We start from the raw sequence: 14452 nt of genomic DNA on the forward strand, positions 1-14452 counted from the left end.
GCACGCCTGCCGGTCCCCGACCTGGCCCCGTTTTACACGGGTTGGGTCGGGTGGCGCCCGCCAGGTGGGCGCCACGCTCCACAACGCGTGATCAGCTGATGGCGGCCCGGACCTGGTCCGCGTGCGCCTGGGCCCAGGCCGCCACCGTGGTGCCGGGGCGGCCGGTGACCTCCTCGACGACGCCGCTGGGGGCCGGTTCGACGTCCCGCAGGAGCCCGAGGATGGTGTGCACCAGGAACTCGGCGGTCTCCCGGCCGGCCGAGGGCTCCAGCGCCGCGACCGCCGCCTCCTCGCTCACCTGCTCGAACGCGATCGGGACGCCGGTGGCCGCGGCGAGTGCGGCCACCGCCTGCACCCGGCTCACCCGTTCCGGCCCGGTGAGGGTGAGCGCGCGACCTGCATAGCCGTCCTCGGTGAGCGCGACGGCCGCCACCTCGGCGATGTCGGTCATCGCGGTCGGCGTGCTCGCCAGGTTCGGCCACGGTTCCCGCACGACGCCGGTCGCCCGGATCTGCGGGTACCAGACACGCACGTTCTCCACGAAGTCGGCAGGCCACAGGTGCGTCCACTCCCGGGCGCCCGCCTCCACCGCGCCGGTGACCGATCCCCACCAGCTCTCCGGCTCCCCGGACAGGTCCACCACGTGCTCGACGCCCGCCGCCGTGGCCCGGTCGACCACCTCGGCGGCCGTTTCCTCCACCGGGGCCAGGTACATGGCGCGGACGCCGTCGAACACGCCGTCCAGCGTCGACGGCTGCCGGACCGACCCGCGGACGACCTGCACGCCGTCCGGCAGCGCGGCGCGCACCGGATCGACGGTCAGCGCCCGCACCGGACCGGCGCCGCGCGCCAGCAGATGGTCGACGACGAGACGTCCGATGTTCCCCGTCGCGCCGGTCACCAGGATGGTCATGACAGCCCCCTTCGCTTCACCCGGTACACCGTACCGTCATTTACGTACGGTGTACCGAGTGAATCTGCGGCTCACGATCGACGGGCTCAGTGCGTCCGGCTGCGATCCGGGTCGTGCTCCGCATCCGGCTCCTCGCGCCCGCGCAACCGGGGCAGGAAGCGGCCGGTACGGCTGCGGTAGGCGTCGTACTCCGCGCCCAGCGCGCTGCCCAGTCCCGGCTCGTACACCGCGCGGGCCTGGATCTGCACCGCGACCAGGATCAGCACCCCGGCCAGCACGCCGAGCAGCGTCGGCGAGATGAACAGCATCCCGGCGCAGCCCACGATCAGGCCGGTCAGCGCGGGATTGCGCACCCGGCTGTGCAGACCGCCGGTCGCGAGGACCGGCCGGCGTGCAGCGGCGGCGGCAGCAGAGCCGGGATCGGTGCCGCCGGCCGCCGCCGCACCCGCCTCCGTCGCCGACCGCCGCCACACCGTGCCGAGCTGCAGTGTCGCGATCGCGACCACCGCGAACCCGAGCAGCAGCAGCCCGGCCCCGACGACGGCGACACCCGGCCGGGCCAGCACCGCGATCGGCTCCAGCACGCCGAGCGCGACCAGCAGCGGGGCACCGAAGCCGAGCAGCGCGGCGACGAGCAGCAGCAGCCGGGCCCACCAGGCCGGGCTGCCCGGGGTGCGGACGACCTCCAGCCGGCGCTCGCCGCGGGCCCGGTGCGCACGGCCCCGGAGCCAGACGGTGATCCCGACCCCGAGCACGCCGAGCAGGACCGCGGCCCAGCCGGCGACCCGGTCGTCGATCAGCGCCGCGGCGTCCGACCAGGCGTCCGGCCCCCACACCTCGGGCACCGCCTCGACGAACAGCCAGGTACCGAAGACGAAGAACATCAGCGCGGCGCCGATCGAGATGACCCGCTCCGGCAGCCGCTGGCCGAGCTTGCGGCCGACCACGATCGCCATCGCGTCGGCGGCGACCATGCCCAGCGTGGAGCCCAGCCAGACGCCGAACCAGTTGTACTGGGTGGCCAGCGTGATGGTGGCCAGCATGGTCTTGTCGCCCAGCTCGGCCAGGAAGAACGCGACCGACGCGGCGACCACCGCCGAGCCGCCGGCCCGCTTGGCCTTGCGTTCCTCGTCGTCGGTGAGCGAGTCCCCGCGCAGGGTCCACGCGCCGAAGCCGATGAAGGCGACCGCCGCGACCAGTGAGATCCAGCCGGTCGGGAGCGACGCGCCCAGGCCGACGCCGACGGCCACCGAGACCAGGTGGGTCACCGAGGTGGCGATCGTGATCCCGATGAGCACCGGGATCGCCTTGAAGCGGGTCGCGAACGTGAGGGCCATGAGCTGCGACTTGTCGCCGAGCTCGGCCACGAAGATGACACCGAAACCGACCGCGAACGCGACCAGGAAACCGTCCATGTCCATCCCTCGATCTCGCGCCGGATCGAGGTAGTGGGGATCCTCGATCCGGCACTGCCGGATCGAAGGTCTCGCTCGCCTGGTGGTGGTCAGGCCGCCGCACCCGGGGCCGCCACCGAGGGCGCGCCCAGTATGTCGAGCGCAGCGTTGGGAGCTACTCCCCTTCGCGTACCCGGCGGACGTTACCGCACCGATCCAGATCCGCTCGACCCCCGGTCCTGTGACCGCCCTCTCACACGGACCGGCCCGGATGGCTTAGCGTCGCGAACGAACCCGCGTCGCCGGTGACCGAGGAGGACCCGCCATGCCCGAGGCCGTCGTCTGCGAGGCCGTCCGCACGCCGATCGGGAAGCGGAACGGATCGCTGGCCGAGGTGCACCCGGTGGACCTGTCGGCGGCCGTGCTCGACGCGCTGGCGCAGCGGACCGGGATCGATCCCGGCGTCGTCGACGACGTGGTGTGGGGCTGTGTGAACCAGGTCGGCGACCAGGCGGCGCAGATCGGCCGGTACGCGCTGCTCGCCGCCGGCTGGCCGGAGACGGTGCCCGGCGTCACGCTCAACCGGGCCTGCGGGTCGAGCCAGTCGGCGTTCGACTTCGCTGCCGGGATGGTGCTCGCCGGGCAGTACGACGTCGTCGTCGCCGGGGGCGTCGAGTCGATGACCCGGGTGCCGCTCGGCGCCGGACGCGACCTGGGCCGCCCGTACGGGCCGCTGGTCCGCGAGCGCTACCGGGCCGACCTGACCTCCGGCGAGTTCCCGAACGCCGACTTCAACCAGGGTGTCGGCGCCGAGCGGATCGCCCGCGACTGGAAGCTCTCGCGCACCGAGCTCGACGAGTACGCGGCCCGCTCGCACGAGCTCGCCGCCGCCGCGATCGACTCCGGCGCGTTCGACCGGCAGCTGGCCGCGGTCCCCGGCGCCCCCGGCTTCGACGCCGACGAGGGGCTGCGCCGCGGCACCACCGCAGGCACCCTCGCCGGGCTGACGCCGTCGTTCGCCGCGGACGGCGTGATCCACGCCGGGAACAGCTCGCAGATCTCCGACGGCGCGTCCGCGGTGCTGGTCACCACCCCGCAGCGGGCCCGCGAGCTGGGCCTCACGCCGATCGTGCGCTACCACTCGGGCGCGGTGTCCGGCGCCGACCCGCTGCGGATGCTGACCGGGCCGATCCCGGCGACCCGCAAGGTGCTGGGCCGGGCAGGGCTCGGCGTCGCCGACATCGGCGCCTTCGAGGTGAACGAGGCGTTCGCGCCCGTCCCGCTGGCGTGGCAGGCCGAGTTCGGCGCCGATCCGGCCCGGCTCAACCCGCTGGGCGGGGCGATCGCCGTCGGGCACCCGCTGGGCGCCTCCGGCACCGTGCTGCTCACCCGGCTCGTGCACCACATGCGCGACCGCGGCATCCGCTACGGGCTGCAGACGATGTGCGAGGGCGGCGGCACCGCGAACGCCACGATCGTCGAGCTCGTCGAGGGCTCCGGGTGACCGGCGGCACCTGATCGCGGCGGCCTACCGCGACATCACACCGAACGCCGCAGCGATTCCCAGCGCGATCACAGGCTCGTCTCAGGGTCGGGCCGCACAGTACTGACATGACCGAGCAGGGACCGGGTCCGAGCGGGAGCTCCGACGGACGCGCCGCCGCCGACGGCGGCCCGGGGCCGGCCCGGCCCGGCCGACGTTCCGGCGACGCGCGCACCGGCGACGCCGACGACACCCGCGCAGAGGAGGCACCCGAGATGAGCGACACCGAGCAGCGGAGCCCGTCCCCCGAGTGGGCGGCAGCCGGCCCCCGGCCGGGCGTGCCCGCGCACGGTGCGGGGAGCCCACCCACCTCGGTGTACCCGCCGTTCCCACCGCCGAACGGCGGCCACCCCCCGAAGCCGCCGAAGCGGCTCGGTGCCAGCGTGGTCGCGCTCGCTCTGGCGGCCGGCCTGGTCGGCGGCGGGGTCGGCTTCGGCGGCGCGTACGCGGTGCTCGGCTCGTCCGGCTCCGGGCAGCCGACGCTGGCCAGCGCGGCCGACCCGGGCACCCCGGCCCGCGCCGCGGACGGCTCGATCGCCGGGGCCGCCGCCGCCATCACCCCGAGCACGGTGGACATCCAGGTCCGCACCGCGCAGGGCGTGTCCGAGGGGTCCGGCGTCATCCTGACCGCCGACGGCGAGGTGCTCACCAACAACCACGTGGTGTCCGGCGCGGCCCAGGGCGGCCAGATCACGGTGACCCTGTCCGACGGCACCCGGCACGAGGCGACCGTCGTCGGCACCTCCCCCAGCTACGATCTCGCGGTCATCCGGCTGCAGGGCGCGTCCGGGCTGACCGCGGCGACGCTCGGCGAGTCGTCGGGCGTCCAGGTCGGCGAGCAGGTCGTCGCGACCGGATCGCCGCAGGGCCTGTCCGGCACCGTCACCGCAGGCATCGTGAGCGCGCTGAACCGGACGGTCGCCGCGGGCGGCGACGGCGAGGCCCCGGTCGTCTACAACGGGCTGCAGACCGACGCCCCGATCAACCAGGGCAACTCCGGCGGCCCGCTGGTGAACCTGGCCGGCCAGGTCGTCGGGATCAACTCGGCGATCGCCACCACCGGGCAGAGCCAGGGCTCGATCGGGCTGGGCTTCGCGATCCCGGTGGACACTGCGAAGCGAGTCGCCCAGGAGATCATGTCCGACGGCGTCGCCACGAAGCCGCAGCTCGGCGTGCAGGGATCGGTGGCGGCCTCGCGGGCCGCGACCACCGGCGCCGGCGCGGAGATCGCCGCCGTCCAGCCCGGGTCGGCCGCCGCACAGGCCGGCCTGCGCGAGGGCGACGTGGTGACCGAGGTCGACGAGTACCCGGTGTCGAGCTTCGCCGACCTGATCGCCCGGATCGGCAACTTCGCCCCGGGCCAGCAGGTCACGCTGACCGTCGGCACCGGGAACGACGCCCGCCAGGTCCCGGTCACCCTCGGCACCGTCGAGGACACCCCTGCGGCGGCGAACGCACAGAACGGCAGCACACCGGACGGATCGGGCGGCGAGCTGCCCTTCGGGTTCAGCCCGTTCGGCGACGGCAACTGACCCCACCCGCTCCGGCCGGGCGCGGCACATCCCTCCCGTCGCGCCCGGCCGGTCCTCGCCCGTCCCGGGCCCCGGCCTCCCGGCCGTCACCGCGGAGCGTCGGCCCGGTCCCCCGACTCCCGGGCACAACGGTCGCGGCGCCGGGCGCGCAGCCGCCCCACGACCGCCGACACCGTCCCGACCACGGCCACCAGCCCCACCGCCAGCCCGGCGGCCACCAGCGGCGAGTCGGTGAGATTGCCGGTCAGCACGCCGAGCACGCCGTAGAGCAGCGTCCACAGCAGGGCGCCACCGGCGACCGCGGGCAGCAGCTTCGCCCAGGCCATCCCGGACGCGGCGGCGGCGATCAGGGTCGGCACCCGTCCGGCGGGGGCGACCCGGCCGACCAGCACCAGCAGCCAGCCGCGTTCGGCGAAGGCGTCCCGCATCCGGACCACCCGCGCCCCGGTGCGTTCCCCGCCGAACCGGCCGCCGGCGACCGCGTCGAGCACCGGGACGCTGCCCCGGCGGGCGACGGCGAAGGTCACCACGTCCCCGGCCAGCGCGGCGACGAAGGCCAGCCCGAGCACCAGCGGCAGGGACAGCGCGTCGGTGGTCATCGCCGTCGCGGCGGCCGCGCCGACGATCGCGCCGGTCGGCACGACCGGCAGGATCGAGCCGAACAGCACCCCGCCGCCGACGACGAGATAGGCGATCCGGCCGGCGTCCGGGGTCAGCTCGGCCTCGATCCACTCCTCGGCCGGGAGCGGTGCGGTCGCGAGCGCGGCCAGCAGCACGCTCACACCGTCGCCCCGCCCCGGGCGCCCGGCTCGACCACCAGCGGCCGGGTGGGCAGTCCGGCCGCGGTGACGGCGGCGGCGAACTCGTGCGGCGGGTGCACCAGCAGCTCGCGCATCCGGCCGCTGATCCGGCCGGGCACCGAGCAGAGGCCGGTCACGGCGAGCGTCCCCCAGTGCACCGGCAGGGTGACCTTCGGGGCGAGCCGGCGGACCGCCTCGGCCGCGCCCGACGGGTCGAGGTGCCCGGGCCCGAGGCTCGGCCCCCAGCCCCACACCGGCAGCGCCGCGAGATCGATCGGGCCCTGCGCGGCGACGTCGTCGAGCCCGGGGAAGAGCCCGGTGTCGCCCGCCGCGTAGACCCGCAGCCCGTCGGCCTCCAGCAGGTGACCCATCGCGTCGGCCTGCGGGCCGTGCGTGAGCCGCGGGCCCCAGCGGTGCCCGGAGTGGTCGGCCGGGGTGCCGGTGACCCGCAGGCCGCCGAAGGTCCTGGTCTCGCCGACGGCGAGCCCGGACACCCGGGCCACGCCGCGCCGGCGCACCCAGCCGGCCGCCCCGGCCGGGACGACCACCTCGGCGCCGCGGGGCAGCAGCCGCAGCGACCGCAGGTGCAGGTGGTCGGCGTGCAGGTGCGAGATCAGGACCAGGTCGACGTCGGCGAGCGCGGCCGGGTGCACCGCGGGCACCATCCGGCGCAGCGGGCCCACCGCCGCGGTCAGCAGCGGATCGGTCAGGACAGTGCGTCCACCCATCCGCAGCCGCAGCGTGCTGTGGCCGAGGAAGGTCGTCTCCGGCAGGTCCACGGTGCCGAGTATCCCCGTGTCCGGGCGTGCGCGGTCAGGCGTTGCCGAGAACCCGGTCGACGGCGATCTCCAGCACCACCCGCTCCGGGTTCGGCCGGGGCTCCTTGTACTGGGCGGCGTAGCGGCGCTCGGCGTCCCGCACGGCCTCCGGGTCGTCCCGGACGACGGCGACGCCCTCCAGCGTCGACCAGGTGCGGCCCTCGACGAGGGAGACCGCGACCCGGGCGCCACCGGGACCCGCCGCGGCGACGTTGCGGGCCTTCTGCGACCCGCCGCGGCAGATCACCCGGGCGAGCCGCTCCTCGGCGTCGACGGTCACCCCGACCGGGACGGCGTGCGGGGTGCCGTCGCGCCGGGTGGTGACGAGGATGCACGGGCGGCGCTCCGACCACAGCTGCAGGAACGTGTCGGAGACGCCGTCGGCGAGGGAGCGGCGTCGGGTCACGACCGACATCCTCGCCAACCGTCCCTTGCTCTGCTCACCCGGGGCGCTGCGGGGTCTGCGGGCGGGGCCCGGTGTAGACGCCGAGCGGCCGGAACCGTGGGCCCGGCTCCGCGTACTCCTCCAGGGCGTGCGCCACCCAGCCGACGGTGCGGGCGGTGGCGAACACCAGCTCACCGGCGTCCGGCCGCAGGTCGTGGGTGTGCATCAGCGCAGCCAGCGCGAGATCGACGTTCGGTGCCGGGCCGTCGCCGCGGGCCATCCCGTCGGTGAGCGCGTCGACGCAGGCCAGCACCCGGTCCGCCCGCGGATCGGTGCGCAGCCGGTCGAGCAACGCGACGGCCCGGGGATCGGCGCCCCGGTACACGGAGTGCCCGAACCCGGGGACCCGCTCCCCCGCCCGCAGCCGGGCGGCCAGCGCGGCGGGCGGATCGTCGAGCGCCTCGGCGAGGAAGCGGTGGGCGAGCGTCCCGGCGAGGCCGTGCCGGGGGCCGTCGAGCGCCCCGAGCCCGGCCGAGACGACGGCGTGCACGTCGGCGAGGGTGCTCGCGGCGACCCGGGCGGCGACCGTGGACGCGGCGAGACCGTGGTCGGCGAGCAGCACCAGGGCGGCCCGGAGGTGGTCCGGGCCGGTGCCGGGATCGGCGGCCGGGTCCCGGGCGAGTGCGGGCCACAGCGGTACCGCCGGATCGGGCCCGGGCGGGCCCGCCGGTGCAGCCGGGGACGCGGCCCCGCCCAGCGCGGCGACCACCGTCCCCAGCAACGTCGCCGCCGTCCGGGTCACCGCGGCCGGGCGCACGTCGGCACGCAGCGGATCGGCGGCGGCGGCCGCGGCCACCGCGACCCGGAACCGGTCGGTGCTGCGCGCCCGCGCCGGCAGCGCGGCGAGTGCCGCACCGGCCACCGCGAGCAGCTCCGGATCGGCGTCGAACCGGACCGGGCCGGGCACGTCCCACAGCAGCGCGGCGACCTCCGCCAGGTCCGCGCGGGCGGCCAGCCCAGCGGCCGGGACGCCCCGGAACCACGGGCCGCCGTCGGCCACCAGGGTGATCCCGGTCCGGATCCGCTCGACCACGCCGGACGGTTCGCCCGCCTCCCGGCCGCGCGCGGCGAGCGCCTCCACCTCGGCCCTGGCGAACCGGCTGCCCCGCCGCCGGGCGCCCCGGACGCTGGTCAGCAGCCCGCGGCTGGCGTATGCGTACACCGTGTCGCGCTTCACCCCGAGCCGCTGGGCGGTCTCCTCGACCGTCAGGAAGTCCACGGATTGACGCTATCAACATTGATTCGATCAATATTGACATCGGTCCAGGTGGGGCGGACCGTGCGCCGCATGACCATCACCGACCCGGGCCTGCGCGGGGTCGCCGTCACCAGCACGAGCATCGGCGACGTCCGCGGGGACGAGGGCTTCTACCACTACCGGCAGTACTCGGCCGTCGAGCTCGCCCGCAGCCGCACGTTCACCGACGTCTGGTTCCTGCTCGCCGAGGGCAGGCTCCCGGACCTCGGCGAGCGGGCCCGGTTCGACGCGCGCATCGCCGCCCGGCGCGCACTGCCGGACGCGCTGCAGGCGCTGCTGCCCTCGATCGCCGACGCCTGCGGCACCGATCTCGCGGCGGGGCTGCGCACCGCACTGTCGGTGCTCGGCCCGCTGCACGGGCTGCGCCCGCTGTGGGACACCGGCCCGGAGCGCGGCGCCGAGGACGTGCTCACCGTGTGCGCCGCGACGCCGACCGTGCTGGCCGCGCTGTACCGGCTCGGCGAGGGGCGGGAACCGGTGCCGCCGCGCGCCGATCTCGGCCCGGCCGCGAACTGGCTGTGGATGCTGTCCGGTGCCGAACCGGCCCCGGAGCACGTCCGGGCCGTCGACGCCTACCTGGTGAGCACCGTGGACCACGGGTTCAACGCGTCGACGTTCACCGCCCGGGTGGTCGCCTCGACCGGCGCCGACGTCGCGTCCTGCGTGGTCGCCGCGATCGGCGCGTTCGCCGGACCGCTGCACGGCGGGGCACCGGACCGGGCGCTGGAGTCGCTGGACCTGATCGACCGCGACGCCGGCGGATCACCCGAGCGCTGGGTCGCCGACCGGCTGGCCGCCGGCGAACGGATCATGGGGTTCGGGCACGCCGTGTACCGCGGCCCGGACCCGCGCGCGGCGCTGCTGCGCGACGTCGCGGCCCGGCTCGGCGGGCCGCTGCCCGAACGCGCCGCCGACGCCGAGCGGCGGATCACCGACACCCTGGCCCGGCTGCGCCCGGACCGGCCGCTGCACGCGAACGTCGAGTTCCAGGCCGGGGTGGTGATGGCGGGCTGCGGGATCCCGCGGCGGATGTTCACCCCGACCTTCGCGACCAGCCGGATCGTCGGCTGGTGCGCGCACGTCCTGGAACAGGCCGCCGAGCGTCGGCTGATCCGGCCGTCCGCGACCTACGCCGGACCGCCGGCGCCGGAGCCGGTCCCGGCCGTCTGACCGGCCCGGTCGCCACGGGTGTCGCGGCGGATCGGGTGCTCGGGCGGCACCTCGACGAACACGATCCGGGTGCCGTCCGGGTCGGCGACCCACATCTCGTGCAGGCCCCACGGCTCCTGCTTCGGCTCGCGCAGCACGGCGACGCCCGCGGCCGCCAGCTCGGCGTGGGTGGCCACCAGATCGCGGACCTGCAGCCACAGCCGCAGCCCACCCGGATCGGTCCCCGGGTCGCCGTCCGGCGCCCCGGACGGCGACGCCGACACCTCCAGGAACCCGCTGCCCAGGAAGAAGACGGTCCCGCCGGGGAACTCCCGGGAGATCGCCAGGCCCAGGGTGTCGCGATAGAAGGCGACGGCCGTCGCGGGATCGGCGGGACGGAGGATGGCGCGGCTGGCGAGGATCTCCACGAGGCCGCACGGTAGCGGTCCGGAACGCGGCCGTGACACGGGCGAGACGCGGGTGAGATCGGTGGCAATGCAAACTTTCGGTTGCTGCGGGACACGGTGGCGTGCTCATCTGATCGGGCACCACCACTTCTCGCCGCCACGGAGGTCGCGTGTTCCGGGCCCGAACCCGCCCCGCTCAGGACCTGGACGCACGCACCGGCCCGGGCGCCCGCCCGGCGGTGGCGATCGCCGTGCTCGCCTCCTGCGGCCTGCTGGTGTCGCTGCTGCAGACGATGGTGGTCCCGCTGCTCCCCCGGTTCCCGGAGCTGCTGTCGGTGACCCCGTCGACGGCGTCCTGGCTGATCACCGCGAACCTGGTGGCGGGCGCGGTGTCGGCGCCGGTGCTCGGCAGGCTCGGCGACATGTTCGGAAAGCGCCGGATGCTGCTGGTCGCGCTCGTCCTGGTCGGGGTCGGATCGGTGGTCGGGGCGCTGGCCCCGGGCATCGAGCTGCTGCTCGTCGCCCGGGTGCTGCAGGGCACCGCGTTCGGGGTGATCGCGCTGGGCATGAGCCTGATGCGCGACATCCTCCCGCCGGAGCGGGTCGGCTCCGGGGTGGGGCTGATGTCGTCCTCACTCGGCTTCGGCGGCGCGATCGGCCTGCCGATCACCGGCGTGGTCGCCCAGTTCACCAGCTGGCGCTGGCTGTTCGCCGGCGCGGCGGTCCTCGCGCTCGTACAGATCGTGCTGGTGCGCAGGCTGGTGGCCGAGTCGGGCCTGCGGACCGGCGGCCGGTTCGACGCCGTCGGCGCCGTCGGGATCGGCGCGCTGCTGGTCTCCCTGCTGCTCGCGGTCTCCAAGGGCAACGAGTGGGGCTGGACATCGCCGCAGGTGATCGGGCTGTTCGTCGCCGCGCTGGTGCTCGCGCCGGTGATCGGCCGGTACGAGCTGCGGACGCGCACGCCGCTGGTCGACCTGCGGGTGTCCGCCCGGCCCGCGGTACTGCTGACCAACACGGCGACGGTGCTCGTCGGCTTCTCCATGTTCGCCGGGTTCGTGCTGACCACCCAGCTGCTGCAGGCACCGGTCGCCACCGGCTACGGCTTCGGCCAGTCGCTGCTCGTCGCCGGCCTGGTGCTGCTGCCGATGGGCGGCTCGATGGTGCTGTTCTCCTCGGCGTCGGCGCGGCTGTCCCGGGCCCGCGGGCCGCGGACCACGCTGGTGCTCGGCACGCTGGTGCTCGGAGCCGGGAACCTGGCGTTCGCGACCCTGCCGGGGACCATCTGGCTGCTGATGCTGGTCGCGACGCTCACCGCGATCGGCGCCGCGCTCGCCTACTCCGCCATCCCGCTGCTGATCATGCGGGCGGTGCCGGATTCGGAGACCGCCGCGGCCAACAGCCTCAACACGCTGGCCCGGCAGCTGGGCACCAGCGCCTGCACCGCCTTCGTGGCCGCGGTGACGACGGCGTTCGTGCTCGACGACGGGATCCTGCCGGCCGGCATCGCCTACACGATCGCGTTCGCCGGGGCCGGTGCGGCCGGGCTGCTCGCGACGCTGCTCGTCGCCGTCACGCCCGCGCCCGCCCCGGAGCGGCCGGCAGCGCCGGACCGCGGGCCGGACCGCGGGCCGGACCGCGGGCCGGACCGCGGGCCGGAGTACGGGACCCGCGCCGCGGCCACGACGCCGGAGGCGTGCCGGCACTGACGGCCGGCCGGGCCCGCGGGGCAGCCGGATCCCCGCCGACCGTCCATCAGGGACTCCGATCTCCCCGGCCCCGTTCCACCGAACGGACCCACCGGATGGCCCACTGCCCGGGTGATGCCACATCGTGGCGGTGCACACTCCCGCCGCTCCCCGGCACTGCGTGCCGGTGCGTGCGCGGAGGGTGCCCGGCGACCTTCGGTGGACCTCCATTGTGGACACCCACCCGCCGCCCACCTGCCGTTTCACCGGAAATGCATCCAAAACTTGCCGGTAGAACTACTCGGTAACATTCTCCCCGGTAACCGTCCGAGTTGACCGATTATCCGTGAGCGCGCACACTCCAGGGCTTGGATCACATTCCGATCGTGACCGTCCGCCGATACCGTTGCACGCACCGCATCCGATCCCATCGCCTGGCTAGTGCACGCGTCCAGCCTGGTGATTCCCGCCCGGCCGGCGCTGCTCCAGGAGGTCGCCCATGAAGCCGTTCGTGGTCAACAACCACGACCGTCTGGTCTTTCCCGCCAATTTTCTGGCCGAGCTCGATTTCTCGGTCATCGACGATCTCGACCAATTCACGGCAATCGTCGGCCGCGATTTCGAGGCCAAGGCCCCCACCGGGACCGAGATCCTGGAGCGCATCACCGCGGGCTCCTACGAGAGCCGCTTCGGGCTGCTCCGGGACATGAGCCAGAACCTGTTCTGGGTCAACCGGTTCTCCATGACGATGTTCGAGAAGCGGCCGACCCGCTGGCGGGACCTGCCGCGACACCGGGCCGACGTCTTCCTCCCGGTGCTCACCCCGTGGGAGGACGGTGACAAGAAGGTCCGCGCGGTCCGCGAGGCGTTCGAGACGCTGCCGGCCACCTGGGACGACGAGACCGAGCGCGGCATCTTCGATCTGCTCTTCGACGTGTTCGGCCACCGCCGCCACCACGCCACCGAGCTGCCCGCGGTGAAGCCGACCGTCGAGCAGTTCCTCGCCACCCCGGGCGCGATGACCTTCGTCGTGCCGCGGCACGACCCGGACTACCCGGTCTTCTCGTTCAACCAGATCCTCGACGCGCACGCCGAGGTGCCCGAGCTCGAGGCGCTGACCCGGTGGGCGATGGTGCTGCACAACCAGTACCCGTGGGACCGCGCCGCCACCGAGCTGCGCACCGCCGACGAGATCGGCGACGACGACCACGTCATCGCGTTCCATCCGCGCAACCGCGACGTCGAGGCGTTCCTGGACCGGGCCACCGGCGCCCGCCCGGTCCGCCGCGGCCGGATCGCCACCCGCTCCGAGCCGGTGACACCGGAGTCCCCGCTGCCCCCGGTCCGGGTCCGCGAGGCGTTCCGGGTGCAGCCCAGGGTGGAGGCGCTGGCCGTCGTCCGGGGTGAGCACGTCTGCTCCAACACCGACGTCGTGCGCAACACCGCGTTCTCCTGGTCACCGATGAGCGCCGACGAGATCTCCGCCAAGACCGGCATCGACCAGCGCCGCTACACCGAGCTCGACATCGAGGACCTGGCCTGGTCGGCGGCCGTGCGCGCGCTGGAGCACTCCGGCCGCCGGCGCGAGGAGATCGGCGCGGTGCTGGTCGCGACCTGCACCAGCGAGCGGTTGATCCCGTCGCTGTCGACCTGGCTGTCCGGCGAGCTGGGCCTGCTCCAGACGCACTGCTCGGCCGACATCATCGCCGCCTGCGCCGGGCTGCCCTACGGCCTGTCCGAGGCCGTCCGCCAGCTGCAGGAGGTGCAGCGGCCGGTGCTGCTGGTCTGCGTCGAGAAGTTCTCCGACAAGATCGGCAACGTCCGCACCTCCCGGATGATCTTCGGCGACGGGGCGGCCGCGATGGTAGTCGCCCCCGCGCCGGACGGCGAGCCGGGCGACATCGACCTGCTGCAGACCTACGCGTCCGGCCCGGCCTCCGAGGTCAACTCGATCATCTGGCCGAACCCGGAGTTCGACAACGACATCACCGTCTACGGGCCGGAGGTCAAGGCGCTGGTCTCCCGCTACCTGGCGCAGATGATCTCCGAGCTGTCCGCCGAGAGCGGCCCGGACGGGACCGGGTCGATGCTCGACGCGATCGACCTGATCGTCCCGCACCAGGCCAACAAGACGATGATCCTGCAGCTCGCGGCCAAGGCCGGGCTCTCGGCCGAGCAGCTGTACTTCAACATCGAGTCGATGGGCAACGTCTCGGCGGCGTCCATCCCGATCGCCATGTTCGACGCCGTCGCCGACGGTGTGGTGGCCGGCCGCACCCGGGTCTTCGCGCCCGGCTTCGGCGCCGGCGCCGTCGGCGGCTACGCCGTGCTGGAGGTGGACCCGGCCGTGATGGCGCCCGAGGTGTTCCTCGACCCGGCAGGCGCGCCGGGGCAGCCGACCGGCACGGCGGCCACGACGGCCCCGACGTCCGACGACGTTCGCATCGCGTTCGGCGAGTGACGAGGATGGGTCCCTACCGGTAGGACGGTGCGGGCGATCCCCGCCCG

At 74.9% G+C, this 14452-nt stretch carries 12 protein-coding genes; 5 read left to right on the plus strand and 7 right to left on the minus strand.

What is annotated here, in order from left to right; all coding sequences use genetic code 11:
* Window positions 1-91: 91 nt before the first annotated feature.
* Window positions 92-913: an NAD(P)H-binding protein gene (locus tag ABZ881_RS27555; protein ID WP_358488592.1), complete on the minus strand. Its 822-nt coding sequence runs from the start codon at window positions 911-913 to the stop codon at window positions 92-94.
* Between the two features lie 86 nt (window positions 914-999).
* Complete coding sequence (locus tag ABZ881_RS27560) at window positions 1000-2328, minus strand: TMEM165/GDT1 family protein (RefSeq protein WP_358488593.1); 1329 nt, start codon at window positions 2326-2328, stop codon at window positions 1000-1002.
* A gap of 304 nt (window positions 2329-2632) precedes the next feature.
* On the opposite strand from ABZ881_RS27560, the gene ABZ881_RS27565 reads away from it, so the two are divergent.
* Together ABZ881_RS27565 and ABZ881_RS27570 are read left to right on the plus strand one after the other, a co-directional pair.
* Window positions 2633-3811 (plus strand): thiolase family protein, encoded by a 1179-nt coding sequence (locus tag ABZ881_RS27565; protein WP_358488594.1) that lies wholly within the window; start codon window positions 2633-2635, stop codon window positions 3809-3811.
* A 107-nt stretch (window positions 3812-3918) separates the two neighbouring features.
* Complete coding sequence (locus ABZ881_RS27570) at window positions 3919-5382, plus strand: trypsin-like peptidase domain-containing protein (protein ID WP_358488596.1); 1464 nt, start codon at window positions 3919-3921, stop codon at window positions 5380-5382.
* Window positions 5383-5468: 86 nt separating this feature from the next.
* Here ABZ881_RS27570 and ABZ881_RS27575 read toward each other — a convergent pair whose 3' ends face one another.
* Genes ABZ881_RS27575 through ABZ881_RS27590 form a run of 4 tightly spaced genes read right to left on the minus strand, consistent with a single transcriptional unit; the run spans window position 5469 to window position 8664 of the window.
* A complete protein-coding gene (locus tag ABZ881_RS27575) occupies window positions 5469-6164 on the minus strand; it encodes a DedA family protein (RefSeq protein ID WP_358488597.1) in 696 nt (231 codons plus the stop codon).
* Window positions 6161-6961: an MBL fold metallo-hydrolase gene (locus tag ABZ881_RS27580; protein WP_358488598.1), complete on the minus strand. Its 801-nt coding sequence runs from the start codon at window positions 6959-6961 to the stop codon at window positions 6161-6163. The genes ABZ881_RS27575 and ABZ881_RS27580 overlap by 4 nt, the downstream gene beginning before the upstream one ends.
* Before the next feature lie 34 nt (window positions 6962-6995).
* On the minus strand, window positions 6996-7406 hold the full coding sequence (locus ABZ881_RS27585) for a TIGR03618 family F420-dependent PPOX class oxidoreductase (protein WP_358488599.1): 411 nt from the start codon (window positions 7404-7406) through the stop codon (window positions 6996-6998).
* A gap of 34 nt (window positions 7407-7440) precedes the next feature.
* Window positions 7441-8664, minus strand: a complete 1224-nt coding sequence (locus tag ABZ881_RS27590) for a citrate synthase (protein WP_358488600.1) — start codon at window positions 8662-8664, stop codon at window positions 7441-7443.
* A gap of 69 nt (window positions 8665-8733) precedes the next feature.
* On the opposite strand from ABZ881_RS27590, the gene ABZ881_RS27595 reads away from it, so the two are divergent.
* On the plus strand, window positions 8734-9873 hold the full coding sequence (locus ABZ881_RS27595; protein ID WP_358488601.1) for a citrate/2-methylcitrate synthase: 1140 nt from the start codon (window positions 8734-8736) through the stop codon (window positions 9871-9873).
* Here ABZ881_RS27595 and ABZ881_RS27600 read toward each other — a convergent pair.
* Window positions 9831-10280 carry a VOC family protein gene (locus ABZ881_RS27600; protein ID WP_358488603.1) on the minus strand — a complete coding sequence of 150 codons (450 nt, stop codon included), beginning with the start codon at window positions 10278-10280 and terminating at the stop codon, window positions 9831-9833. The two genes, ABZ881_RS27595 and ABZ881_RS27600, sit on opposite strands and share 43 nt — an antisense overlap.
* 149 nt (window positions 10281-10429) lie before the next feature.
* Here ABZ881_RS27600 and ABZ881_RS27605 point away from each other — a divergent pair, with 149 nt between their 5' ends.
* Both ABZ881_RS27605 and ABZ881_RS27610 read left to right on the plus strand, forming a co-directional pair.
* Window positions 10430-11965, plus strand: a complete 1536-nt coding sequence (locus ABZ881_RS27605) for an MFS transporter (protein ID WP_358488604.1) — start codon at window positions 10430-10432, stop codon at window positions 11963-11965.
* Window positions 11966-12443: 478 nt separating this feature from the next.
* Entirely contained in the window at window positions 12444-14405 is a 1962-nt protein-coding gene (locus ABZ881_RS27610) for a 3-oxoacyl-[acyl-carrier-protein] synthase III C-terminal domain-containing protein (protein ID WP_358488606.1), read from the plus strand.
* The last annotated feature ends 47 nt before the right edge of the window (window positions 14406-14452 follow it).

This window comes from Pseudonocardia sp. NPDC046786 (genome assembly GCF_040645415.1).
Taxonomy (GTDB): Bacteria; Actinomycetota; Actinomycetes; order Mycobacteriales; family Pseudonocardiaceae; genus Pseudonocardia; species Pseudonocardia kongjuensis.